We start from the raw sequence: 24987 nt of genomic DNA, 5'->3' as shown, positions 1-24987 counted from the left end.
CTCAGCTGTGTGTGCCGGCCATGACCGGCGTCTTCTCCTCGTCGGGGTCCGATTCGCTGATGCCGAACCGGTCGTGGAACCGCCTGAGCGGTCCGGGCGCCCACCAGTTCGCGTTGCCCAGCAGCTGCATGAAGGCGGGCACGAGCACACCGCGGACCAGCGTCGCGTCGAGCAGGACGGCCAGGGGCATGCCGATGCCGAGTCCCTTGACGTAGCTGACGCTCGAGAAGGTGAGGCCGGCGAACGCCATGGCGAGCAGCAGGGCCGCGTACGTGACGACCCGGCCGGTGCGTTCGAGGCCGAAGGCGACCGCCTCGTCGTTGCGGCCGGTCCTGCGGTACTCCTCCGTGATGCGGGACAGGATGAAGACCGCGTAGTCCAGTGACAGCGCGAAGGCGATCGCGACGACGGTGATGGGAACGAGCCAGGTGAGCGCCCCGGTGACGACGAAGTCGCCGACGAGCCACTGGAGGTGCCCCTCCTGGAGGATGTACACCAGCGCGCCGAAGGTCGCCGACAGGCTCAGGGCGCTCAGCAGGATCGCCTTGAGGGGCAGCAGGACGCTGCCGGTCAGCAGGAACAGCAGGACGAAGCTGCCGACGGCGAGGATGGCGATGGCGATCGGCAGCCGGTCGCCCAGGACGTCGAAGGTGTCCACGGAGTCGGCCGGCGCGCCGCCGACGACGACCGCGAAGGGGGCCGGGTCGTCGCGTACGGTGCGGACGAGTTCGGCGCCGTCGTCGCCGTACGGGTCGACGTTGAGCACGAGGGACAGGTACGTGTCGGAGGCGTTGGCGAACCGCGCCGAGGCGGGGTCGGACTCCAGGACCTTCTGGCCGTTGCTGTAGCCGCCGGTGAGGGCGTCGACCCTGGCGACCGCCCGGTTCTGGGAGAGCTGCCTGGCGTACCGGTCGATGTCGGCGGTGCGGGTGGTGGGGTCGCCGACGTTCAGGGCCACCACCTGCAGGGTGTCCTGCTCACGGTTGTCGAACTTGTCGCGGATGGCGGTGGCGACCTGTGCCGACACCGCCGTGGGCGGCAGGATCTGCTCGTCGGGCAGCCGCGCCTTCATGTCCTTCGCCGGCAGGGCGAGGAACATCATGAAGGCCAGCACGGCCAGGAGGAGCGGCACCGGGCGGCGCATCACGAACATGGCGAGCCGGTGCCAGAAGCCCTCGCTGTCGGCCCGGGCGGCCGTGCGCTTGCGGCCCCGGCGCCCCGCGACGCGGTCCGGTCCCATCCAGACCAGCATGGCGGGCACGATGGTCAGGGTGGTGGCGGCGGCCGTGAGGCCGGTGAGGACGGAGCCGAGGGCCAGGGAGTGGAACATGGTGAACGGCAGCGCCATCGTGGAGCCGAGGGCCACGGCCAGGGTGGTCGCGGAGAAGAGCACGGTCCGTCCGACGGTGCGCATCGTCGTGCGGACGGCGTCCGGTACGGACTTGCCCTCGGCGAGCTCTTCCCGGTAGCGGGTGATGAAGAGCAGGCTGTAGTCGACGGCCAGCCCCAGGCCGAGGAACGTGGTGATCATCGTCACCATGTCCGCGATCTCCAGGACGAACGTGATGGCGAACAGCAGGCCCATCACCACGAACGTCGTGGTGATCGCGATGGCCAGGGGGAGGAACGCGGCGCGGAGGCTGCCGAAGATCAGGACCAGCAGGACGAGCACGACGGGGATGAAGAAGGCCTCGGCCTTCAGCGAGTCGTCGGCCGCCGCTTCGAGGTTCTCCACCCACATGAGGCCGCTGCCGCCGAGTTTGACGTCGAGGCCGTCGACCGTTCCGGAGTAGGTCTTCCGCAGCTCCTTCACGCGTTCCTGCATCGTGTCGAAGTCACCGACGATGCGGCCCAGGAGCAGGGCCTGCTTCTGGTCCTTGCCGCGCATCGCGGACGACTTCGTCGTCCAGTAGGAGACGACGTCGCTGACGCCCGGCTCGGCGGCGACCTTCTCGGTGAGTCGGGTGCCGGCCGCGGCGACCTCCGGGGCGTCCACCCCGCGCCCGTCCTGCACCAGGATGACGAGGTTGGGCGGCCCCTGCTCGAACCGGTCCTCCAGCGCCTTGGCGGCGCGCGCGGATTCGGTTCCGGGGCTCGCGAACCCCCCGAGGGTGACGCGCGACGTGAGTCCGGCACCGAGGGCCGCGAAGGCGAGTGCCGCGAGGAGCGTGATCAGGAGTACCCGTTTGGGCCTGTTGATCGTGAGGTCGGCGATTCGGTTCAGCAACTGACACCCCTCTGCTCGCGGCGCGAGGAGCACTCACGCGGAACGTACGTCATTCGGGACCTCGACCCTCCGTCGGCGGCTGCCCGGCACTGTGCGGGCCGCCTCGGCCTCACGCCTCACCAGCACAGAGCCGCCGGAGGAGCGGCTGGATACACCTGGGTTCGAGAAACCGGAGCATCGACCGCCGACCGCGGGGCCGGTATACGATGCCGCCGGGCGAGCGGTGGCGGAACGCGCACGACGCGCCGAACGGACGACAACTCCCGCTAATCGGGGGCATGTTGTCGATGCGCCCGCGGGCGGCCCGGGGTGGAGCTCCGTTGCCCGGCGGGCGGTGCGGGCGGGGCGCCGCCCCACCGGTGCGGTCGCCGGATCCGTGCGGCCGTCAGGGCTGCGAACCACGCCGGGGCGAGAACCCCGACCGGTTTGGCCGGCCGGCCGAAGGGTACGGACCGCTCACCGCGGAGTCCCCACGCCGCCCGTACGGCCCCCCGTCCCGCGCCTGCCCGGACACCGGACCCGCGCCCCCCCGACGAACGCGGTGTCGAGGGTCACCCACCTGCGCGTACCCCTGACGACCCAGCGGAGAGACCAGTGAATGCGAGCGACGACCACACGGACGCGGCCCCGGACGCAGCGGTGCTCCGCAGGCTCTCGGATGCCGTCGGGCGCTGCCCGGAGAGGGTGACCGAGAACGCCAAGGCGCTCTTCCAGTGCTTCGGCGCCCAGGGACGCCCGGCCCTGTCCCTCGGAGGACCTCAGCCCCGGCTCCCCCAGCACGCCGAAGGAGTCCCGCTCAACATGACGCAGCAGCCCCTCTGAAGGTTCCACGCTCCTTGCGGGCGCGGCCCGTTCCCCGACCGCGGGAGCTGCCGACCCTGCCGGACCGCCGTGCGCGACGACTATAGATGCACGAGCCGACCCCGAGGAAGTCTCATCCGCGGGCGGGGCGAACTGCCTTCCGGCGAGCTGTATCCACGGCCGTGGGCGCGGGCTCTACATGGTGTCGGACCGTTTCCGCTCGCGGCACAGGAATGGTCGAAGCCAGGACCATCCCCGTGGCCCCGTCCGACGCCCGCTCAGCAGTGATCCGAGACACCCAGGGACGGACATGAGCACTACCGAATCGGCCCCCGACGCCGCCCGCTGCCCGGTCGACCACTCCGCCCGGCGCCCCCCGGTCACCATCCGGGCTGCCGACCTCCCGGCGCCCAAGGCGCCCGGAGCCCTCCAGACGTACCTCTTCACGAAGTACCAGACGGACTGGCTCGAGAAGGTCCGGGACAAGCTCGGCCACCGGTTCAAGCTCCAGCTCCGGCCCGGTCCCGACATGTACGTGATCTCCGACCCGGGGGACATCAAGGAGATGTTCCTGGCGCCCCCCGACGTCCTGCACACCAGCAACGGCAACGACGTCAACCACAAGTTCTTCGGCCGGACCGGCCTCGCCTTCCTCGAGGAGGACGAGCACAAGGCCCGGCGCAAGGAGCTGATGCCCAGCTTCAAGGGCACGGCGTTCCAGCGGATCCGGGCCGCGATCGACGAGATGGCGGAGCGCGACATCCCCAACTGGCCCCAGAACAAGGTGATGTCGCTGCGCCCGGTGATCCACCGGTTCACCGTCGAGGTGATCCGTGAGGTCGTCTTCGGCAAGGTCACCCCCTCGTGCTGGAGCGAGCTGTTCGAGGAGATCATGGGTGTCGTCGACCTGAACAAGTACATGACGGCGGCCATCCCCCTGGAGCAGATGTCGGGCTTCTCGAACTGGCTGATCAAGTCGATCCCCGGCACCGGCCTGGCCCCGTTCCTGAAGCACCGCGCCCGCGCAGACGAGCTGCTCTTCGAAGCCTTCGCCGAGCGCCGCGAGATCGGCGAGCTCGGTGACGACCTGCTGTCGACGATGCTCAGCATGGAGGTCGACGGCCGCAAGCTCACCGACGTCGAACTCCGCGACGAGATCATGACGTTGTTCCTCGCCGGCACGGAGACCACCGTGTCGTCCCTCGCCTGGGCACTGGAGTACCTGAGCCGGTTCCCCGTCGAGCTGGCCCGCCTGCGGGAGGAGATCGACGCCGGCGAGACCGACGCCTACCTCGAGGCGGTCTGCTACGAGGTGCTCCGCATCCGGCCGCCGCTGCCGCTGATCATGCCCCGCGAGGTGATGAAGCCGATCCAGATCGGCGGCGTCTACTACGAGCCCGGCGACATCGTGTGGGCGAGTTCCCACCTGGTCAGCACCGATCCGCACAACTTCCAGGAACCCAAGGCCTTCCGCCCCGAGCGCTACCTCGACGTCAAGCTGGACACCAGCGCCTGGATCCCCTTCGGCGGTGGCATCACCCGTTGCCTCGGCGACAAGATCGCGATCGACGAGATGAAGAGCGTGCTGCGCGTGATCCTCTCCCACTTCGATCTGGACCGCCCCGACATGACGCCCGAGCGCGTGCACCACCGCGGGATCACCACCATGCCCGAGTACGGTGCTCGTATGGCGCTCCGAGCACGCAAGGGGAAGGCTCTCACTGCATGAGGGTTCCGAACGAGCTGTACACCGCCCGGCCCTGGCGGATCCACGAGTTCACCGAGGACTTCGTCCTGGAGGACGTGTGGGCCCTGCCGACGCCGGGCGGGCCGGACGATCTGCCGCGCCTGGTGGAGCAGTTCACCTCGAACGACGACTCCGAGATGTCCGCGACCGTGATGCGCGTCCTGTTCGCGGTCCGCTGGAGGCTCGGCGCGCTGCTCCGTCTGGACAAGGCGGAGGACGGCGTCGGCAGGCGGGTGGCGTCCGTGCGCGACCGGTTGCCGGCCGACCTCCTGGAGGCGCCGCGTGGACCGGACTTCGCCCTGGTACCGCTCCGTTCCGTCTACCAGACCGACACCGAGTACGTGGCCGAGATGGCCAACCGGACCTGCCACCTGCTGATGCACATCGGCTGGGTCCCCAGCGGGACGGGCGGCTACCGCGGCGAGATGGCCGCGCTCGTCAAGCCCAACGGCCTGCTCGGCAAGGCCTACATGACCGGGATCACTCCCTTCCGCCGCACGCTGGTGGTCCCCTCCCTCATCCGCGGGATCGGCGGCACCTGGGCGAAGCACTCCTGACGTATCCGTGAACGGGTGCACCCCGCGGTCCCGGGCGGCCGCCGGGTCCACCCGTGCTTGCGACGAAGGACAAGACATGCGAAACCTGGTGACCGGGGCCAGCGGGTTCCTGGGCAGCCATCTCGTCGAGGGCCTCCTCGCCGCCGGCGAGGAGGTGACCGCCCTGGTCCGCAGGTCCAGCGACCGCAGTCACCTCGACCGGCTCGGGGTCGGCGTCGTGGAGGCCGACCTCCTGGACCGCGCTTCGCTGGTGCGCCGCGTCGCGGGCTTCGACCGGGTCTTCCACTGCGCCGCGATGGTCAAGGACTGGGGCACCTGGGGCGAGTTCCGCGCGGCCAACGTCACCGCCGTGCAGAACCTGCTGGCGGCCTCCGCCGCCGCCGGGGTGGGGCGCTTCGTCCACGTCAGCTCGACGGACGTGTACGGCCACCCGGACCGCGTCGTCGACGAGAGCGCGCCGCTGCGCCGGCGCGGCTTCCGCTACGGCGACACCAAGATCGAGGCCGAGGAGCTGCTGTGGCAGTTCGTCGAGCGCAACGACCTGCCCACCGTCGTGGTCCGTCCGGCCAACCTGTACGGGCCCCGGTCGAAGACCTTCGTCGACGAGGCCCTGAGGTTGCTGCGCGAGGGCACCCCGCTGATCCCGGCGAACCGTTCCGCCGGACTCACCCAGGTGTCGAACGCGGTGGACGCGATCCTGCTCCTCGCTTCGGACGAGCGGAGCGTGGGCCGGGCCTTCAACATCACCGACGACTCCCCGGTCGGCTGGCAGACCTACTTCGAGCGCCTGGCCGAGATCGCGGGCCTGCCGCAGCCCCGGTTCGTCCCGATCCCCCGACGTGCCGCGTACGCCGCGGCGTGGGCGGTCGAGGCCGCCCACTGCAAGCTCCGCCTGAAGTCGAGCCCGCCGTTGACCAGGCTCGCGGTGGAACTCATGACCACCGAGCAGGGGTTCTCCAGCGAACGGCTCCGCTCCGAGTTCGGGTACCGCCCGCGGATCGACTTCGAGGAGGGCATGCGCCGGCTGCGCGACGAGCTGCGCGGCCGACGGACCCCGGACGCGACCAGGAGGTAGCGGCACGGCGGATCTGCAGAACTCGTGCGCGTGATTCTGCCGCGATCGCGCCGTCATGACTAACCGTCATCTATTCCGGTCCCCACCCACGCGACTCGCGGACAGTCCGCCCCGACCCCGCCGCCACCATGAACACCCCTACCGGGCAGGGGAATCACCAATGACAAACGATCCGTGCAGGAACATGTCAGATTATTCGGCGCACACCTCGCGTCACCGGATCCCGACGTTCAATGAACAGCACGGCGACCGGGCGGAGTTGCCGCGGATATCCGATGACCGAGAGGAGCGCCAACGATGCGCCGATTCATGAGTGCCGCGGGTGTGGCCATGGGCGGACTGGCCCTGATGGCGGCCGGCCAGGGGGTCGCCAGCGCGGCGACGACCACGACCACGACTGTTCCCAGCTGCGTTGTGGCCCAGGAGAAGTTCCTGGTCACCGTCTGGGTGGACGTCACCAACAACTGCAGCACCCAGCAGCGGGTCCAGGTCGTCTACACGGACCGCACCGACCCGACCTGTTACACGATCCAGCCCGGCCAGACGGCCTACAGTCGGCTGTTCGCCCAGATCGGGCACTTCAAGGGCCTGATCAGCTGCTGACGTTCCGGGGCTGACGAGAATGCCCGGTGCCGCGCACCGACGATCGCGCGGCACCGGGCAATCCCCGCTCCGACACCGCCGTGCGAACCCGTTCCGCCCCGACCTGCTCGCCGACTCCCCGCTCCCGGCAGGCACTGCTGACCGGGACTTCGGCCGCCTCGGCGGCGGTGCGGGTGGCGGCGAGCAGCGTCTCGGCGTCCGCCGGGACGGTGCGGAGGGGAGCCGGCGCCCCCGCTTCGCGGGGACCGTCCGCCCGGAACGTTCCTCCCGGAACGCCGCACTCCGGCGGCCCGGGAGGACGGCGCGTGCGGTGGACGGCGACGCCCTGCCGCAGCACGCGGACGGGCGCGGGTCGCGGACGCCGCCTCACCGCCGGCGGGCGGAGAGGCGGCGGCGGCGTGCGGCCTCCGGGCCCGGAGCGGTCGAAGCCGCCGCCACCGCAAGGTGGTTGGCGCGCTCGACCTCCCCGGCCACCCGGGCGCAGCCCTCGCAGTTCTCCAGGTGCCGGGCCAGTTCGGGGCCGCGCCGCCGGCCGGGGCGCCGGATGGCTTCGGCCAGCCGGGCGGTGAAGTAGCGGCACTCCGGCTCGGCGCCCTCGTCCACGTCCTCGCGCAGGTAGGCCTCGCGCAGCCCCTCCCGGGCCCGCGCGGCGAGGGAGCGCACGCCGCTCGGCGTCATCCCCATCCGCTGCGCGACGGCGGCCGCCGGCTCGCCCTCCACCACGGTGAGCCAGAGGAGCACCTGCCACCTCTCGGGCAGGGAGCGGTAGGCCTTGGCGACCAGGGCGGTCTCCTCGGTCGCGAGCAGCGCGGCCTCGGTCTCCGCGTCGCCGGCGAGGTGCTCGACCCAGGTCTCGAAGTCCTCCGGCAGCAGCACCCGCCGGGTGAAGTGCCTACTCCACTCCATCGCGGTGCGGCGGACGCAGGCCATCAGGTACGGGCGCCAGGCGTGGCGCGGTCCGTGGCCGCGGGACACCGAGACGTAGGTGCGGGCGTAGGCCTCGGCGGCGAGGTCCTGGGCGGTCTGCGGGTCGCGGCAGTAGCCGCGTGCGTAGGCCAGCACCGCGCCGTGGTGGCGGGTGAAGACCTCGGCCATCACGGCTCCGACACGGGAGGTGTCGCTGGCGGTCGCGGCGGGAAGGACCGCGGAGAGCTCGATGTCGCTCAAGGTGCTCAGACCCAGTCCGTAGTCGTCGGAACGCACGGTCAAGGTGTTCTCCTCAGGTCTGGTTGCCCCGTGGTGGGACGGTCGCGCGCACCGGGGGGTACGGCGGCCTCACGGGGCCGGGGGAGATCGGGGCTCGGTTGTCGGCGAGCGGGTCAGGCGCGGCACTGCACCTGGCGGCTCTTGGGCGGCCTGGCGCGGGGGCGCCCGGTCGCGGGGGACGTGACGATGTCGATGCCCTCGGCCTGCCCGGGTCGGCGACACCGGTGACGGACGGCTGCCGCGCCGTCGGGGAGGCGGGGGAGGGTGGTCCACAGCACACCAGCCGGACGGCGTTCCGGCAATCGTCTCCGTGCCCGCCGCCCGCCCGCCCATTCCCAAACCGAATAGCGGGCGACGCCCGCCGAGCGGTGTCCGCGGGGGCCGGGCCGCCCGGCGGCCCGTGTCTGCGCAGACCCCACCGGTCCCACCAGCCCCGGCCCGCGGGCGAAGTCCGGTGCGTAACAGAAATGCCAATTCGGGTTTGGCATGTTCCGAATCCGTAGCGTGATGCAACCGATGGCGCCGTGACGGACGAGCGGGTACACGTCATCGGGAGGTGTCGCGCCGCCGGACGCACCCCACGACGCCGCGTTCGGCCCGCGGTGGTCGACGCATCGTGCGCGCGCATGCGCACGGCGCGCACGGCGGCGTGGCCGGCGCAGCGGAGGCCGACGGGGAAACCGGGCGGTAACTCCCGCCCGTGCCAAAGAAACTGGGGCGCCGGGCGCCATGACCACGCGGACCGGACCGCCGGACGGGTTGCCGGCGACGGGTTGCCGGCGACGGGTTGGGCGACGGGTTGGGCGACGGGTTGCCGGCACTGCGCGGGCGGTGCACGGGGAAGCGCCTCCCGACATGCGGACGGCGCGGCCGCCCCGGGCGACCGGAGGGACGCCCGGCGGTCGGTGCGGGTCCGGCGGACGACCGGACCGACGCCGGCCGTACAGCGCCCGCCGGGGGCCTGTCGCAGGGCCTCCGCGTCTTCCGGCCCCCGGGCGGGGCGGAGGCCCCCGAAGCGCCCGACGTCGGCGCCCGAGGACCGTGCCAAGACCCCCGGTACGGGCCGGGCCGGGCGCCTGGGGCGCTGCCGCCCGGTCGGCCGGCGGTACGTCACGCTCTCCCCACCGGCGCCCGGGCGACGCGGGCCTCCCCGGGCCTGGCCCGCTCCCCGCCCACTCCTACGCCCCCAACGCCCTTGCTACACCCCTACCCCTGGGCCCGCCCCCGCCACCGCCACCGACGTCCCCCACGCCGCCACCCCGGGCCCGACGGTCCACCCGGCGGTGCCGGCACGCCGGCCGGCCTCCGGCGTGGACGTCCGGGCCCGCGGCCGCCCGTCGACGGCGCCCCGCCCTCGCGACCCGACCCCGCCCTGCTCCTCGTGGGAATCATCGCCGTTCACCTCCTCACCACCGGCCCGGAGCCCCGGACCACGACGGCGGTGGCGATGCCACGCAGACTCCCCGGGCCTGGCCCGGGGAGTCTGCGTGGCATCGCCACCGCCCGATCGGTCGATCGCCGAGGTCAGCCGAGACCGGACGGACCGCGCCCGTCCTGGTCGGCACCGGAGCCGTGGTCCGCACCGGCGCCCTCGCCGGCCCCGTCACCGGCACCTTCCCCTGTGCCGTGGTCGCCGCGGCCGCCCTCGTCGGCGTGGTCACCGTGGTCACCGTGACCGCTCCGGTCGCCCTGGTCGGCGTGCCCGGCGTGGTCGGTGCCGTTCGTGACCACCCCGCCCAGCTTCTGGTGCAGGAAGTCCGCGGTGGTGTCCGACAGGACGACCACCCACCGGTCACCCACCAGGTACGACCCGCCGTACTCCTCGGCCCCCGACGTCCAGACCGTCTGGGCCCCGGTGGTCGGGAAGGTGGCGATCCACACCTCGTCCTCCCCGAGGCTGCAGAGCCCCTGGCGGAGGTCCGCCGTGTCGGCGGTGATGTCCGCCGTACAGCCGATCCGCTTGGCCAGGTCCTCCACCGAGGCGCCGCCGACGCCGGCCGATGCGCGTGGCAGAGCGAACAACCCGCCGGTCCCACCCATCAGTTCGATGACACCCAGGGCGAGCAGGACGGTCATCCCGAGCCACTGGAGCCGGCGGCGTGCCTTCTGCCGCGGCCGGACGGGCGCCACGGTGGAGTCCCAGGGCATCACTTACCGGTCACCGGCTTCCCGGCGGGGTTCACGGCCGACCACAGGTTGTCCTTGCCGTTCCCGTTGGCGTCACCGGGGGCCTTGTCGCCCGCGAAGGTGTAGACGGGCTTGCAGTTGATGGACAGCTGCCAGCTGCCGTCGCTGCGCTGCATCTTGCCGATCAGCTTCGGGTCCACGCCCTTGACCTGGCTCGGGTCGACGGCCGGCGCCGGCTTCCAGGTCATCGCGCACTGGCCCTCGCACATGGACTTCATCGGCCAGGACGGGTCCTTAGCGTACTGGTACAGCGTCATGCCCTGCGCGTCCACGACGATCTGGCCGAGCTGCGCGTTGGTGGTCACGGAGACCTGGGCCCCGCCCGGGGCCGGCTGGGCCGGCTGGGGCTTCGACGCCGCGCCGGCCGTCTCCGACGGGTAGGCCGACGCACCGGCGGCCGCGGCGGCCGCCTTCTTGCCGTCGGGCGCCAGGGCGAACCAGACGCCGCCGACGCCCTGGCCCTTGGTGTCACCGGCCGCGGAGTCCTGCGCGTAGCGGTAGACCGGCCAGCCGCCCAGCGTGAGCTGCTTCGTCCCGTCGGCCCGGGTGACCTCGCCGAGCATGCCCGCCTCGATCCCGGTCCCCGCGGTCGAGCCCTCCTTGGCGACCGGCGGCCAGGTCTTGGCGCAGCCGTCGTTGCAGTTGGACATCGGGGGCTTGGCCATGTCCTTGTCGAACCGGTAGAGGGTGAAGCCCTCACTGTCGGTGACCACCATGCCGAGCTTGGCGTCGGTGCGCACGGTCAGCGCTCCCCCGGCCTTGCCCTCGCCCGCCGAAGCACCGGCCGACGAGCCCGCCGAGGCACCCGCCGATGCACCCGCACCCGCCGACGCACCGGCGGACGGCGATCCACCGGAGCTCCCGTAGGAGCCGTACGAGCCGTAGGACCCGCCACCGGCCGGCGCGGCGTCCTGCGCTCCGACCAGCTGGCCGGAGCCGGACGGCGTCTTGGCGCTGCTGCTCATGCTGCCCCACAGGGCCATCACCACGAGCCCGACCAACAGGACACAGAGCCCGGCCAGTCCGTATCGCTTCGTCAACATGTTCCTTGCCTTTCCATCGGTGGAATCTGGCCTTCCGTGGATCTGTGCGTCCCCGGTGATCCGGTCCGGCGGCGAGCGCCGGGCACCGGACACGGGACGCGGATGTCAGGGTCGATAGCCCTCCGGAACCTCTCGATCGGTCCGCCGCTCCGACGAGCGACACGGGCACCGCCGTGGCGGCCTCACTGCATCCGCAGCGCGAGCGCGGGACACCGGTCGACGGCGCGCGCCGCCTGGGAGAGCAGCCTCGCGGGTACGGGCATCACGGCGGCGGCGGGGAACCCGTCCGGCCCCAGCCGGATGACGTCGGGCAGGACGCCGGTGCACAGGCCGTGCGCCTCGCAGAGCGTCCAGTCGACGACGATGGAGCCGGCACTCTCCACCTCCGGCAGCGGCAGGACGTCCTGCGACGGCCGACCGCAGCCGCCCTGGTACGAGTGCGCGACCAGGTCGTCGTCGAACACGGCCAGGGACGAGGCCACGAACCGGGCGGCGGCGTCGGGGTGGCTGCACGCCCCCCGTCCGGTGACCGCCCGCATGCCGGCCTGCACCCGGTCGAGCGCGCGCTGCCCGCCGCCGCGGACCAGGTCCTCCAGGGCCGAGGTCAGATCGGGCAGCCCCAGGTAGCAGGGACCGCACTGGCCGGCCGTCTCGTCCGCCATCCAGCGGGAGATCCGGACGACCTCCCACAGCGGGCAGGTCGTCTCCGGCAGCGGCAGGATCGCCCCGGCACCCAGCGCCCCTCCGAGGCGCTGGAAGGACTGGCGGGAGATCACCGCCTGGCGGGCCGCGTCGGGCGTCAGCCACTTCCCGTGGTACCCGCCGACCAGCACGCCCTGTCCGATGTCCAGCTCGCACGCCGCCAGGACGGTCTCCAGCGGCACCCCGGTGGGGGTCTCCACCACGGTCGAGCCGGCGATGGTGAGCAGGACGGTGCCGGGTTCGTCGGGGAGGCCGTTCTCCCGGTAGGCCAGCGCACCCCAGCGGGCGGCCACGGCGAGCTGGGCGTACGTCTCGGCGTTGGACAGCAGCGTGGGGGCTCCCCCGACACCGCTGTCGCTGGTGCGCACGCCGCCTCCCCGGGGCAGGGCGATCCCGTTGGTGATGCCGCGGGCGAGGGAGCTCCCCTCCCCCGTCACGAACCGCTCGGGCAGGCGTACCACCTCCACCGGCGGCTTCACCGACCTCCGTTCGGCGAGGGCCTGGCGCAGCGACTCCTCGGTGTCGGCCCTGGTGACGCCGATCGCCACCCGCTCCGCGCCCAGCGCGGTGGCCGCGATCAGCGCACCGTCCACCACGAGGTGCGGGGCGCGCAGGATCAGCGTGGTGTCCTTCAGGCAACTCGGTTCTCCTTCCGTTCCGTTGACGACCACGACCGGCGTGGTGCGGCGCCGGGCGGCCGATTTGACGACCGCCCTGATCTTCCGGGCGAAGGGGAATCCGGCACCTCCGCGGCCGCGCAGGTCCACGTTCTCGGCCAGCTCGGCCAACTCCTCCGCGCCCAGCGCCGGCAGCTGGCCGTGGACCAGGAGGTGCGAGCGGTAGTCGACCCGGTACAGGCTCTCCAGGCCGGCGAACAGGACCGGCCGTCCGAACCAGAGGACGGGTGGGGGGTAGCCGCTCACGCGCCCTGCCGCCGACGTCCGACTCCGGCACCGGCACCGGCACCGATGCCGGCTCCCACCCCGACTCCGACCCCGAGTCCGACGCCGGCTCCGGCCAGGCCCGGCCCGGCTGCGAAGCCCCGGCCCACGGCCAGGCCCGGCTCGGCCGCCGCGGTCTGCCCCCCGACCACCGGCAGGCGCTGGGTGGTGGCCTCGGAGGCCCCACCGGCGTCCGGCGGGAGCGGCCGTACGGGGGCCTGGCGCGGGCCGGAACGGTCCTGGAGGAGCAGCCGGACCGTGAGCGCGCCTGCCACGCCCAGGACGGCCACGCCGTACAGCACGACCACCCAGGGGGCCGCGACCCGGCCCGACTGCAGGCCGTGGACCAGGCCCGCTCCCCACGCCGGGTACGAGCACAGGTGGATGACCCTCCACCGGCGCGCGTCACCCGATCGGGCGAGCCTGCTCCGGGCCGCCCCGGCCAGCGCCACCGCGGGGAACAGGTACCCGGCGACGGTCCCCAGTCCGAAGACCACCGGCTTGACCGGGTCGGCGAACGGCACGAAGGCCGCGAGAGCGCCGATCTGTCCCACGATCAGTTTCATCCAGACGTGCAGGACCAGGAAGACGACGCCCGCGACGCCCAGCGTCCGGTGGACGGCCTGCGCGACGAGCCGGTGCGACGGGCTCAGGACCAGCCGGTCGGTCGCCGCCAGGCCCCACAGGACCGCGGAGGTGAACGACACGAGTGCCAGCACACCGACGGCGAACGTCAGGAACGCCTGCAGTCTGGGGTCCACGACGACGGCCGTCACCGCCAGCCCCGCCGCCAACAGCGGCAGGAACGACCACGGACCCAACCGCTTGCGACCGCCCTCCGCGGGCTGTTCGCCCTCGGCCGCCGCGCGCGACCGACCGGGCCGCTCGGCGTTCCGCGGCACCGGGCCGAACCGCCGCGACCGCCGCCTCTGCCCTCTCACCATTGCTGAGCCCTCCGGCCTCGTCCTGAACCTGCTGTCGAACCTGGTTCCGGGACCGGCCGGCGCGGGCCGGCCCCGGAGGGGCGGGTCACCCGCAGCGACGCCCCTGGTTGATGCAACTGACCATCTGGTCCTGCAGGTTCTTGCTCATGTTGTTGATGAAGTCACCGTGATCGGTGATCGGGTTGTGCAGTTGCTCGGGGAAGCTGTCGACCGCGAACCGGACCCCGGCCGGCACGTCGTAGGCGACGCGCTCGACCAGCTGGGGGATCACCTTGAAGTTCTTCGGGCACGCGCCCGAAGCGTTGGAGAAGGCGGTGTGCGTCCGGTGGTTGGCGCTGTCGATGTTCTTGCCGTCCCAGCAGTCCGGGAACTTCAGCGTCCGCACGACCCGGCTCCCCTTCGGGCAGATCGGGTACTTGTCGACGACCTGGCGGTTCTCGAAGCCCGTGCAGCTCCAGGACGCGTGGGCGTTCGCCGGCCCGTTGGTGAAGGCCTTGGCGTCGCCCGTGAGGATGCGCAGGAACTGCTTCATCGGCTGGACCTGGTTCCCGACGGTCGAGGTGTACGTGATGTTCGCCTCGGCCGGCTGCAGGATCCGTCCCACGTTCTTGTCCTTGCCGCCACCGGGCGCCTTGGCGTCCTTCTCGTTGGTGCCGTCGAAGACGCGCAGGACGGGCCAGTAGTACGCCGATCCGTCGCCGTTGGAGCAGGTGGTGCCCGACGCGGCGAGCTTGGCGTTGGAGGAGAACGCGTCCGTGGCCACGTTCCCCACGTAGTCGTGCATGTGGTGCGCGCCGTTGCTCACGCCGGGGGCGACGATCACGTTGTCGGGGTTGAGGTGGCGGTTCTCGTTGCGCCCGCACCGGGAGGTGAAGGAGCCGGTGGCCGACCCCTTCTTGGCGGGCGCGGAGACGTTCGGGGAAACGTTCCGGATGTCGACGAACCCGTTCTTGTTCTTGGAGAGGGACTTCACCTGCGCGGCGGCCTTGGTCTCGGCGACGGCGCCGCCCATGCCGTCCGCGCTGAACCCCTTGGCCGCGTCCTGGACCACCAGGTCGTTCCGGACCGTGCACCGTGCCATGCCCGAGAGGTCCTTCGGCAGACCGGAGTCCGGACCGGCGCTGTCCGACAGCTTCTTCAGGGTTTCCGCGCGCTTGCCGGCGAGATCGTCCATGACGCGCTTCTCGTTGTCGCCCGGAGCGGGCGCGGCCAGTCGGCTGAACGCGTCCGCCACCTGGACGTCGAGGTCGGCGAGGTTCTTGTCCACCGCCTCCTGGGAGGATTCCGGCACCTCGTTCAGGGCCACCCCGGCGTCGGCGCAGGCGACGGTGCCGACCTGGGGGGACGCCGACTTCGAGCTCGACTGGCGCTGACCGGCGAAGGCGACCGACACCACCGTTCCCACCGCACCGGTGCCCAGGACCACCGCCAGCAGCAGGGCGCCGGCCCTTCTCTTCGACGTGCCACGTTTATGGGACTTCATGTTCTTCACACTCCTCAGACGGGATCGGGCCTGCCGGGCAGGCCGCGGACAGCCCTCGGCCGGGTCGTCGTCTAACGGGTCGATCCGGCGGGCGCCGGTGGGCGGCTCGCAGGCGGAGCGGCCGAACCGGACGGCGGCGGGCTGAGCTTGTCGAACTTGACGAGCCGGGTGTCCTCCAGGACGTTCATGTGGTCGAGCACCGTGCCGTTGGCCGTGTTGGCCAGGTCCCGGACCGTGGAGTTCTGGGTGCCGGCCCGCACCTGGGCCAGCACCGCGAACACCTGGCCGTGGGCACTGCGCAGGAGGTTGGCGAAGAGCTCGTCGAACTCCGGCCCCTGCGCGGCCTCCAACTGCCTGAGCCAGCCCTGCTGCTGGGCCGACGGCTCGGTGGGCACGTTCTGGTTCAGCGTCTGGGCGGCGGTCAGGACCGCCCGGTCGAGGTCGGTGTGTCCGTCGATCAGGTGCTGGCCGGCCACCTTGACCTCGGGGCTGGTGCCCTTCGCGAGGGCCATCCGGCCCGCGGGGATCTCCCACAGCCCGGCCAGCCGCACCCGCTTTACGAAGTCGCGGTCGAGGGCGGTGAGCGGCCCGGTCGGCGTCTGCACCACTTCCTGGTCGTCGCTCACCGGGGCGCTGCGATAGGCACCGGCCGACTTCGCCACGGGGTACACCAGGGCCGCCGCGGTCAGGATCATCGCGACGATGATCAGGACGGTGGCCGACGACCTCGGGACGCGGCTCACCAGGGGGAGGCCGTAGGCGGCACCACCCGGTCCGCGCTTCTTCCGCAAAGATGACATGGGGGTTCTTCCTCCACCGCACCCGGAGGATCAGGGCCGCGCGGGAGCCACCGGAACGGGTCCGGGGTGGCCTTCCGGTGGCCTGCGCGGGACTGGTCCACGCGCGGCGGTCCACGGACGGCGCGGCCGACGAGGGGATGACGCGGCAGTGACGCTCGACTGCCACGAGGGGACGGCCCGGATCCGCACGCCCGGCACCACCCCGGAGGGGAGCGCCGGCGGCGCGACGCACGGCGCGACGCACGGCGCGACGGGCCGGATCGGGGACGGCATGACGGGCTCTGGGACGACATGGGCTCGGGGACGGCATGACGGGCTTGGTCGCGGGCGACTGCACGAGCCGCACACCGCGGTGGTGTCACGGGCAGGCACCCACCCGGCCCGGCCGGGAGACGAGAGTGGGTACGGCCCCGGGGGCCGTACGCGCCGGGTGCCGCGCCTCGCCGGCACGCGACCGGCCGGCACCGGCGGAAGGGCTCAGTGCCCGTTCGTCCGGAGGTTCCGATGGGGCCCCGTGGTCTGGAGCAGGGAGAGCATCCCCGCTCTGCGGCGCAGGCGGGCGTACTCGGACGCCATGATCTGGATCTTCAGCGCCAGCAGGAGCTCGAACCTGGCCCGGGGGTCGCGCAGACCGCTGCCGAACACCTTCTCCAGGTTGCGCAGCCGGTTCCGGACGGCCTGCGGATGGATGCGGAGCAGCCGGGCGGCCGGGAGCGTGCCACCACCCTCCAGCCAGGCGAGCAGCGTCTCCTCCGTCCACTGCCGCTGCTGCGGCGTCATGTCGGCGAGGCGTCCGAGCCACTTGGCGGAGAGGTGGCTCGCCAGCAGCGGGTCCTGGAAGAGCATGAGGGTCGCCAGGTGGTCCTCGACGAAGTGGATCCCGGCGGAGGCTCCCTGCGGCACCATCGTCAGCAGTTTGCGGGCCCAGCCGAGCGAGACCACCGCGTCCTCGACCGGTACGGCCGGCCCCACCACGGCGGTCCGCCCCTCCAACCAGAGGGCGAGCGCCCGGGGCATGCCCGGCAGCGGGTCCGGGATCAGCAGGTAGGGGAGCGTCCCCTTGGTGCCGGCGACGACCTCCGCGCCGGAGAGTCCCGGCGGCGGCGTCCCGGGAGACGAGTACAGCGCCACCGCCTGGACCGTGGTCGGCTGGGTGCGCCCCCGGCCACCGCGGGGACCGTGACCTGCGCCGGTCCGCCCCATCGTGTCGCCGTGTCGCGCCGCGCCTTGACGACCCGTCGTGCCGCCGTGGCCCGTCACGCCACTTCGGCCTGCCGTGCCGGCCCGGCCGACGGCCGTACCACCGTGGCCCACCGTGCCGCCCTGGCCCACCGCGCCGCCGCGGCTCACGGTGCCACCGCGACCGACCGCGCCGCCACGGCTCACCGCACCGCTCTGGCCCGCCGCGCCGCTGCGACTCGTCGTGCCGGCGTGACCGGCGAGGCGGCGCTGTACGGGTTCCCGGCGACCGACGGCCCCCGGGAGGGCGAGGTCGCTCATCGCGGCCCCCTTCCCGCGGCGTCGAGACAGTTCCCGCCACCGGAACCCCTCGAGAGCACGCCGACCCGGACGGGCCGGGCGGGACGCGACCCGACGCACCGCGACCCGGTGGCGACCGTTCCGCCGGCACCCCGCCCCAGCACGAAGAGTTCGTACGGAGTCGGCACCGGCGACCTGCTGCCGGAGCATGCTTCCCGCATGGCGACACCCCTCTCTCTCGAATCCCCGACCCGACCGGGCCGGACATGTTTAGAGATGGGCCGCAGGAGGTTCCGTCCCGCCACGTTATCGATCCGTTATCTTCCGAGCCGCGCCCCGCACCCCCGAACGGCCGCCGTCGACACCGCCCCGCAAGGGCCGCACGTACACGACCCGGCGACCGTACGATGGTCGTACGCGCACCCTCACCCCCGGGACCCCGATCGCACAAAGTCCTCACAACCGAGCCGGATCGATCGCGAATTCATCCCCGATCACATCTGACTTGCCATCACATAACCATGATCACCGACCGCTTCGGTCCGATCAGGAGGGATCACCGGCGAAGCGTCGACCGTCCCGTTCAGCCCTCGAATCGACGAACGCCGGTCCGGCAAGGCAATTGTGCCGACCGAACAGGTATTCTCCCGGTTGCTTGTAGGCTGTGGCCCCCACCGGGGGACGGCAGGAACTGCGGACGTCTGCCGCACGGCCCCCAGGCCCTAATGCCCTGCACCACATTCACGCGATCGGGGCCGTGATGCGACTCAACCTGAACCAGCTGGCGATCTTCGCGAAGGTCATCGAATGTGGTGGGTTCTCCGCGGCGGCCCAGGTGCTGTTCCTGAGCCAGTCGTCGGTCTCCAAGCAGGTGCAGAACCTCGAGGCGTCGCTGCGGACCGTCCTGGTCGACCGCTCCGGCCCGAAGATCCGCCCCACCCCCGCCGGCCGGGTCCTGCTCGCCCAGACCAAGGAGATGCTGGCGCTCGCCGACCACGCCGTCGGCGCCGTCCAGGCGGCCGCGCGGTGGCCCAACGAGCGCCTGGTGGTCGGCAGCACGGCCGCCGTGGGCGACTACCTGCTGCCGGCGGTCATGCGCGAACTGCGGCGGCGCGAACCCGACGGGCTGTTCACCGTGGTCGTCAACAGCCCCGAGTGCCTGGCCGGCGCCCTCCAGCAGGGCCGGATCGGCGTCGGCGTGGCCGACGGCCCGCTGCCCCCGGGGCGGTACGAGTCGGAGGAGCTCGCCAGCGACGAGATGTTGCTGATCTGCGCGCCCGACCACCCGCTGGCCGGTCAGGAGGTCACACCGGCGGACCTCTCCGCCGAGTCCTTCCTCCTCCTCGAACCGGGCTCCCAGACCCGGCGGCAGCTGCTGGAGCTCCTGCACACCTGGGACCTCGTCGGCGCGCGCACCCTCGACCTGTGGGGCACGGAGAGCGTCCGGGAAGCCGTCCGGATCGGCCTGGGCATCAGCCTGGTCCCCCGGCGCTCGGTCCGCTTCGAGCTCCTTCACGGCGTCCTGGCCGAACTCCGCGTCCACCCCGGCCCGACGCCCCGCACGGTCACCGCCAACTGGACCGTCGCCCGCCCCCTCTCCACCTACGAGGAGCTCCTGCTCTCCCTCCTCCGCGAGGTGGCCAACGCCCCTGCCGCCCCACCTGATCCCGATCCGGCCCCGGCCGACCGGGGCCGGCCCCGGTCGGGGGGCGCCGCGCAGCCGGCCGGGATCCCCGTGCAGACCCGCCGCGCCGCGGGTGCGGAGCCCCCGCCGGCTCTGGACGAGGCCGAGTCGTCGACTCACTCGCGGTAGAGCAGCAGGGTGGCGCCGGCCAGGACGGCGCTGGCCACCAGGGCCCAGGCGAGCTGTCCGTGCAGCACGAGGACCGCCCCCGGTCCGGCGCCGGCGAGCATGGTGACGACGGAGAGGATCCTCCTGCGCTGACGGGGAGCGGCGCCACCGGCGAGCCGGGACTCCGCGGCGAGTCCGGTCAGCGTCAGCGTCAGCACGGTGGTGGTGAGGTCCGGCACGCCGAGGCCGCGCACGGTCCCGTTGCGGATGCCCATCGCCAGCGCGAGCAGCGCGATCACGACGTACTGTGCGGCCCCCTCCGCACCCCGGGCGAAGACCACGACGGCGGCCGCCGCGTGCAGCGCGACCTCCAGGACGAAGGCCGTCCGCAGCTGCCGGGGCCGCCGGGGGCCGGCGTTCGCCGTCGCGATCCGGCCCGCCAGCAGCGCGCCGAGGAGGAAGGCCGCGAGGGAGGCCAGCGAGCCGGCGACCGAGAACCCGGGCGCCCCGGCGAGGGCGAAGGCGATGACGACGACGTTGCCGGTCATGTTGGCGGTGAAGACGTGGCCGAGCCCGAGGTAGCTCACCGCGTCGATCAGACCGCTGACCAGGGTGAGGCCGAACAGGGCCAGGGCCAGCGGGTGGCGGTCGTGGATGTGCGCCCCGGGCGGCTGTGGAGCGGGCGGCTGTGGAGCGGGCGCGGTGCGGGAACCGGCTGTCGGCGTGGTCACGAAGGCTCCTCGTGCCGAGGGACGTGGGTGGGGGGGAGGTGAGCGCGGGGACCGGGGAGGCGGGGGCACCGCCCGGATCCGGCGGTGCCCCCCGTGCCGACGCCCGGGTGCGGGTGTCAGAAGAAGCAGGGGTCCACCGGCACCGGGGGCTGCCCGGGGAGGGCGAGACCGCGGGCCGCGCGCCAGGCGTGCTGTTCGCCGGAGGCCGCCACGGCCTCCAGCACGCCCTCGGCCTGGTGGACGCCGGCCAGGCCGGGCGCGGGGGTGGCGTGGTAGCCGCCGAACCGCGTGACCGGGCTCCAGGACGGCGACACGGCGGGCAGCTCCGGGGCCAGGCCCTGGTGCTCCTGGGCGCCGTGGACGATGCGTCCGCCGACGACCGTGAGGACGGACTCGATGTGCGGGATGTCGGCCTCGGGCACGGTGAAGTAGTCGGCGCTGAGCAGCGCGAGGTCGGCGTAACCGCCCACCGTCAGGCGCCCCTTGACGTCCTCCTCGCCGGTGAGGCGGGCCCCGCCCAGCGTGTAGAGCTCCAGGGCCTGCTCGCGGCTGAGCCGGTTGTGCCCGGCCGCGAGGCGCCTGCCGCTGACCGCCCGGCCGGAGACCAGCCAGTGCAGCGCGACCCACGGGTTGTAGGACGAGACCCGGGTGGCGTCGGTGCCCGCCGCGACGGTGAGACCGCGGTCCAGCATGGCGCGCAGCGGCGGCGCCTCGGCGGCGGCCGGAGCGCCGTACCGCGAGACGAACGCCTCGCCCTGGAAGGAGAGCCGGTTCTGGACGGAGACGGCGCCACCGAGGGCCGCGATCCGGTCGAGGCTCGCCGCGCTGACGGTCTCCGCGTGGTCGAAGAGCCAGCGGTTGCCGTGCGGGAAGAGGCCTTCGGCGGCGAGCTTCTCGAAGACGGCGAGGTCGCGGCGGATGGTCTCGTCGTAGGTGGCGTGCAGCCGGAAGCCCCAGCCGTGCTCCGTCAGCAGCCGGACGGCCTTCTCGAACTCTGCTTCGTAGGAGCCCAGTTGAGGCCTCGGCTCGGTGAAGTTCTCGAAGTCGGCCGCGGCCCAGGTCAGGTTCTCCCCCGCCCCGTTGAGGCGCAGCCACGCATCGCCGTCACCGGGACGCACGGTCTCGACCCAGCGGGTGAGATCGTCCAGCTCCTGCCCCGCGGTCTGCGGGAAGAGGTGGTAGGCGATGCGCAGGGTGAGCTCGCCCCGCCGGGCCAGCTCCATGACGGTGCCGTAGTTCTCGGGGAAGCTCTGGAAACCGCCGGCGGCGTCGATCGCTGAGGTGAGGCCGAAGCGGTTCAGCTCGCGCAGGAAGTGCCGGGTGGAGCCGATCCGGTCGGCCTCGTCCAGCGTCGGCGCCTTGGCCAGGGTGGAGTAGAGCAGCAGCGCGCCCGGGGCGGCGATCAGCAGGCCGGTCGGTTCGCCGTCGTGGCCGCGCACGATCTGGCCGCCCGCCGGGTCGGGGGTGTCCCGGGTGAAGCCCGCGGCGCGGAGCGCGGCCCGGTTGAGCAGCGCCGACTGGTAGAGGTGCAGCACGAAGACGGGGGTGTCGGGCGCCGCGGCGTTGAGCTCGGCCAGGGTGGGCAGCCGCCGTTCGGCGAACTGGTCGGCGGACCAGCCGCCGACCACTCGCACCCACTGGCCGGGCGGCGTCCGCTCGGCCTGGAGCCGCAGCATGGTCAGGGCCTCACGCAGCGTCGGGACGCCGTCCCAGCGCAGCTCCAGCACGTAGTTGAGGCCGCCGCGGATGACGTGCAGGTGCGCGTCGTTGAGCCCCGGCACGGCGCGGCGCCCGAGCGCGTCGACCACCCGCGTGTCGGGGCCGACGAGCGGGGCGACGTCCGCGTCGTCACCGACCGCCTGGATCAGTCCGTCCCGGACGGCCAGGGCCGTGGCCCGGGGACGGCGCGGGTCGTTGGTGTGCACCTTGGCGTTGCGGACGACCAGGTCGGCGGGCTGGGCGGGGACGCCGGGACGGATCCCGGCGACGGGCATGGTGGACAACGGGGGGTTCCCTTCACGCAGTGGCGGTTGTGGGTCGGCCGTGGCGCGTGACGGCGGCGCGCGCCGGGCCGGCGGTACCGAGTGGCGCGGCCGGGCCCGTCCGGTGCCGGGCCCGGCCGGCGGTCACGCCCCCGCCCCGGGGGTGTCGACGAGGTGTTCGGCGAGGAACCAGACCTGCGTCTCGCCGGTGCGGATGATCTGGGAGACCAGGAGGTCCTGGGTGCCGTCGTCGCCCAGCTCCGCCGTGCGGGCGGCGGCGTCGCGGGCGTCGGCGAGGATGGTCTCGTGCGCGTCGAGGAGCCCCGAGAGCATCGACCGCACGGGCTCGATGCCGTCCGGCGGACGCGGCACGCCCGTGATCTGGGCCGCGTGGCGCGGGTCGCCCACCGCGACGCCGCCGAGCGTCTGCACCCGCTCGGCGAGCGCGTCGACCAGCGCCAGCTGCTCCTGGGCGTGCTTGTCGAAGAGCAGGTGCAGCTGGTACGCCGTCGGCCCGCGCATGCCCCAGTGGTACTTCTTGTACAGCGCGTACAGGAACTGGGTGTCCGCCAGGACGCGGTTCAGCCGCTGGGAGGAGTACTGCCGGGCGTCGTGGGAGAGCGCGATCGGCAGCTGCGTGACGGTGCCGAACTCCTGGATCTCGGGGGCGTGCTGGTGGAGGCGCGGCTGGCTGGTCCGGCTGGTCATGGTGCTCCTGTTGCTCCGTCGGGAAGGGGGATGCCGGTCGGTCGCGAGGCGACGCACGAGGCGGCATCAGGCTAGGAGCGCCGGGCACCGGGAGCTGTTCCGACGGCGCACCGTCCACAGCCGGTCCGCGCACGGCCGCCGCAGCCGACGGCCGGTCACCCGGGGCCCCGCCGGCCGCCCGACCTCCGAGCCACCTCCCGCCCGGCGGCCCGGCCGCCCGACGGCCCTCCCGCCCTCCCGCCGGCCACAGCACTCTCGGACGACACCGTGTGCTCTCAGAGTCCACCGGACGCCGGCCGCCGCCCCTAGCGTCGGAGCACCACGTCCCGCACACCGCTGTCCGAAAGGAACGAAGACCCATGCCGTTCATCACCGTCGGCCAGGAGAACTCCACCTCCATCGACCTCTACTACGAGGATCACGGCTCCGGCCGACCGGTCGTCCTCATCCACGGGTTCCCGCTGAACGGGCACTCCTGGGAGCGGCAGAGCGCCGCGCTGCTCGACGCCGGCTACCGGGTCATCACCTACGACCGCCGCGGCTTCGGCCGGTCCTCCCAGCCGACCACCGGCTACGACTACGACACCTTCGCCGCCGACCTGAACACCGTGCTGGAGACCCTGGACCTCCGGGACGCCGTGCTCGTCGGCTTCTCGATGGGCACCGGCGAGGTCGCCCGGTACGTGTCCGCCCACGGCTCCGCGCGGATCGCCAAGGTCGCCTTCCTCGCCTCGCTGGAGCCCTGGCTGCTCAAGACCGACGACAACCCGGACGGCGTCGCCGCCCAGGACTTCTTCGACGGCGTCGTGGCGGCGGTGAAGGCCGACCGCTACGCCTACTACAGCGCCTTCTTCCAGGACTTCTACAACCTGGACGAGAACCTCGGCACCAGGATCAGCGAGGAGGCCGTCCGCAACAGCTGGAACGTCGCGGCGGGCGGCGGCTCCTACGCCGCCTCGGCCGCACCCACCACGTGGTACACCGACTTCCGCGCCGACATCACCCGCATCGACGTGCCGGCCCTGATCCTGCACGGGACGGGCGACCGCATCCTGCCCGTGGAGAACACCGCGCGCCCGTTCCACCGGGCGCTGCCCACCGCCGAGTACGTGGAGATCGAGGGCGCGCCGCACGGCCTCCTGTGGACCCACGCCGAGGAGGTGAACGAGGCGCTGCTGGCCTTCCTCGCGAAGTGACCCGGACGGCCGCGGGCCCCCGACCGCGGCCGTCCGACCATCCGCCCTCGCGGTGTTCGCCGGATGCAGTCGCCGGTGGGCGGCCGGGCACCTCGTCGCCCGGCCGCCCACCGGCGTGTCCGTCGCGTCGCCCCGCCGCCCGTCCCGGCACCCGCGCCCCTACAGCCACCCAGGAGAACCCGTGCCCGCCCACCACTCCCTCCCGGGCCCCCGGCCCCACCCGGACGTCACCAGCACCGACACCGTCCTCGACGCGCAGATCGTCCTCGGCGAGCACGAATCCGTGGACGTTCCGGTGCGCCTCGCCTACCGCAGCGACGACCCGCTCGCCGTCGCACTCGAGTTCCTGGGACCGGCAGCGGAGGCGGGCACCTGGCAGTTCTCCCGCGATCTCCTCTGGGAGGGCCTGCAGAAGCCCTCCGGCCTCGGCGACGTCCGGATCTGGCCGCCCTGCTCCTGCCACGGCCGCACCGCCCTGCGCATCATGCTGCTCGGGGACGACGGATCCGTCCTCCTGGACCTCCCGTCCCGCCAGGTGCGTCGCTGGCTCCGCCGCGAGAGCTTCGCGCTGGTCCCCCCGGGCACCGAGGGAAGCGCGATCGACTGGGACGCCGAACTGACCGGCCTGGCCGGCTGACGCCCCGGCGCCGCTCAGGCCGCTCAGTCCACTCAGGCCACTCACAGGCCGAAGGGCCGACGGGCCGACGCGCGTGCGCGTCCGCACGCCCGTGCGGTCCGCGCTCACCGCCGCGCGGGGTTTCGCTGTTCGGGTGGTGCCGGACC

General features: G+C 72.9%; 20 protein-coding genes. 8 read left to right on the top strand and 12 right to left on the bottom strand.

Annotated elements, in window-relative coordinates:
- Window position 1: 1 nt before the first annotated feature.
- The gene (locus tag MCM47_RS15640; RefSeq protein WP_238862220.1) at window positions 2-2227 is read right to left on the bottom strand and encodes an MMPL family transporter; all 2226 of its coding nucleotides are present in this window, start codon (window positions 2225-2227) and stop codon (window positions 2-4) included.
- 594 nt (window positions 2228-2821) lie between these two features.
- Here MCM47_RS15640 and MCM47_RS15635 point away from each other — a divergent pair.
- From MCM47_RS15635 to MCM47_RS15615, 5 genes are all read left to right on the top strand, one after another.
- Window positions 2822-3049: a hypothetical protein gene (locus MCM47_RS15635; RefSeq protein ID WP_238862219.1), complete on the top strand. Its 228-nt coding sequence runs from the start codon at window positions 2822-2824 to the stop codon at window positions 3047-3049.
- A gap of 289 nt (window positions 3050-3338) precedes the next feature.
- Window positions 3339-4757, top strand: a complete 1419-nt coding sequence (locus MCM47_RS15630) for a cytochrome P450 (protein WP_238862218.1) — start codon at window positions 3339-3341, stop codon at window positions 4755-4757.
- The gene (locus MCM47_RS15625) at window positions 4754-5332 is read left to right on the top strand and encodes a DUF2867 domain-containing protein (RefSeq protein WP_238862217.1); all 579 of its coding nucleotides are present in this window, start codon (window positions 4754-4756) and stop codon (window positions 5330-5332) included. The genes MCM47_RS15630 and MCM47_RS15625 overlap by 4 nt, the downstream gene beginning before the upstream one ends.
- Before the next feature lie 76 nt (window positions 5333-5408).
- Window positions 5409-6407 carry an NAD(P)-dependent oxidoreductase gene (locus tag MCM47_RS15620; RefSeq protein WP_238862216.1) on the top strand — a complete coding sequence of 333 codons (999 nt, stop codon included), beginning with the start codon at window positions 5409-5411 and terminating at the stop codon, window positions 6405-6407.
- A 297-nt stretch (window positions 6408-6704) separates the two neighbouring features.
- Window positions 6705-7010 carry a hypothetical protein gene (locus tag MCM47_RS15615; RefSeq protein ID WP_238862215.1) on the top strand — a complete coding sequence of 102 codons (306 nt, stop codon included), beginning with the start codon at window positions 6705-6707 and terminating at the stop codon, window positions 7008-7010.
- Between the two features lie 366 nt (window positions 7011-7376).
- Here MCM47_RS15615 and MCM47_RS15610 read toward each other — a convergent pair whose 3' ends face one another.
- The 8 genes from MCM47_RS15610 to MCM47_RS15575 all read right to left on the bottom strand — a co-directional run bounded on the left by MCM47_RS15610 (window position 7377) and on the right by MCM47_RS15575 (window position 17447).
- The gene (locus tag MCM47_RS15610; protein WP_238862641.1) at window positions 7377-8213 is read right to left on the bottom strand and encodes an RNA polymerase sigma factor; all 837 of its coding nucleotides are present in this window, start codon (window positions 8211-8213) and stop codon (window positions 7377-7379) included.
- A gap of 1527 nt (window positions 8214-9740) precedes the next feature.
- Window positions 9741-10364 (bottom strand): hypothetical protein, encoded by a 624-nt coding sequence (locus tag MCM47_RS15605; protein WP_238862214.1) that lies wholly within the window; start codon window positions 10362-10364, stop codon window positions 9741-9743.
- Window positions 10364-11446, bottom strand: coding sequence for an SCO0930 family lipoprotein (locus tag MCM47_RS15600; protein ID WP_238862213.1), 1083 nt, complete (start codon window positions 11444-11446; stop codon window positions 10364-10366). Before MCM47_RS15600 ends, MCM47_RS15605 begins: the two co-directional genes overlap by 1 nt.
- A 182-nt stretch (window positions 11447-11628) precedes the next feature.
- Window positions 11629-13071 (bottom strand): NADH-quinone oxidoreductase subunit NuoF family protein, encoded by a 1443-nt coding sequence (locus tag MCM47_RS15595; protein WP_238862212.1) that lies wholly within the window; start codon window positions 13069-13071, stop codon window positions 11629-11631.
- The gene (locus MCM47_RS15590) at window positions 13068-13991 is read right to left on the bottom strand and encodes a hypothetical protein (RefSeq protein WP_238862211.1); all 924 of its coding nucleotides are present in this window, start codon (window positions 13989-13991) and stop codon (window positions 13068-13070) included. The genes MCM47_RS15595 and MCM47_RS15590 overlap by 4 nt, the downstream gene beginning before the upstream one ends.
- Before the next feature lie 127 nt (window positions 13992-14118).
- Window positions 14119-15516, bottom strand: coding sequence for a DUF1996 domain-containing protein (locus tag MCM47_RS15585; protein WP_238862210.1), 1398 nt, complete (start codon window positions 15514-15516; stop codon window positions 14119-14121).
- Window positions 15517-15587: 71 nt separating this feature from the next.
- A complete protein-coding gene (locus tag MCM47_RS15580) occupies window positions 15588-16316 on the bottom strand; it encodes a DUF4142 domain-containing protein (protein ID WP_238862209.1) in 729 nt (242 codons plus the stop codon).
- 477 nt (window positions 16317-16793) lie between these two features.
- Window positions 16794-17447 carry a helix-turn-helix domain-containing protein gene (locus MCM47_RS15575; RefSeq protein WP_238862208.1) on the bottom strand — a complete coding sequence of 218 codons (654 nt, stop codon included), beginning with the start codon at window positions 17445-17447 and terminating at the stop codon, window positions 16794-16796.
- 1108 nt (window positions 17448-18555) lie between these two features.
- Here MCM47_RS15575 and MCM47_RS15570 point away from each other — a divergent pair.
- The gene (locus MCM47_RS15570; protein ID WP_238862207.1) at window positions 18556-19608 is read left to right on the top strand and encodes a LysR family transcriptional regulator; all 1053 of its coding nucleotides are present in this window, start codon (window positions 18556-18558) and stop codon (window positions 19606-19608) included.
- On the opposite strand, the gene MCM47_RS15565 is transcribed toward MCM47_RS15570, so the two are convergent.
- The 3 genes from MCM47_RS15565 to MCM47_RS15555 all read right to left on the bottom strand — a co-directional run bounded on the left by MCM47_RS15565 (window position 19596) and on the right by MCM47_RS15555 (window position 23008).
- Window positions 19596-20318, bottom strand: a complete 723-nt coding sequence (locus MCM47_RS15565) for a YoaK family protein (protein ID WP_374209135.1) — start codon at window positions 20316-20318, stop codon at window positions 19596-19598. The genes MCM47_RS15570 and MCM47_RS15565 overlap by 13 nt on opposite strands.
- 116 nt (window positions 20319-20434) lie before the next feature.
- A complete protein-coding gene (locus MCM47_RS15560) occupies window positions 20435-22312 on the bottom strand; it encodes an amidohydrolase (RefSeq protein WP_238862639.1) in 1878 nt (625 codons plus the stop codon).
- 132 nt (window positions 22313-22444) lie between these two features.
- A complete protein-coding gene (locus tag MCM47_RS15555; protein ID WP_238862206.1) occupies window positions 22445-23008 on the bottom strand; it encodes a Dps family protein in 564 nt (187 codons plus the stop codon).
- A gap of 359 nt (window positions 23009-23367) precedes the next feature.
- Between MCM47_RS15555 and MCM47_RS15550 the strand changes: the two genes are divergently transcribed.
- Window positions 23368-24204, top strand: a complete 837-nt coding sequence (locus tag MCM47_RS15550; RefSeq protein WP_238862205.1) for an alpha/beta fold hydrolase — start codon at window positions 23368-23370, stop codon at window positions 24202-24204.
- Between the two features lie 181 nt (window positions 24205-24385).
- Entirely contained in the window at window positions 24386-24841 is a 456-nt protein-coding gene (locus MCM47_RS15545; RefSeq protein ID WP_238862204.1) for an SsgA family sporulation/cell division regulator, read from the top strand.
- Window positions 24842-24987: the final 146 nt, after the last annotated feature.

The organism is Kitasatospora sp. A2-31 (genome assembly GCF_022288725.1).
Lineage (GTDB): Bacteria > Actinomycetota > Actinomycetes > Streptomycetales > Streptomycetaceae > Kitasatospora.
Note: the sequence above shows the minus strand (reverse complement) of the source record. Positions and strands in the feature narration are given on the sequence as shown.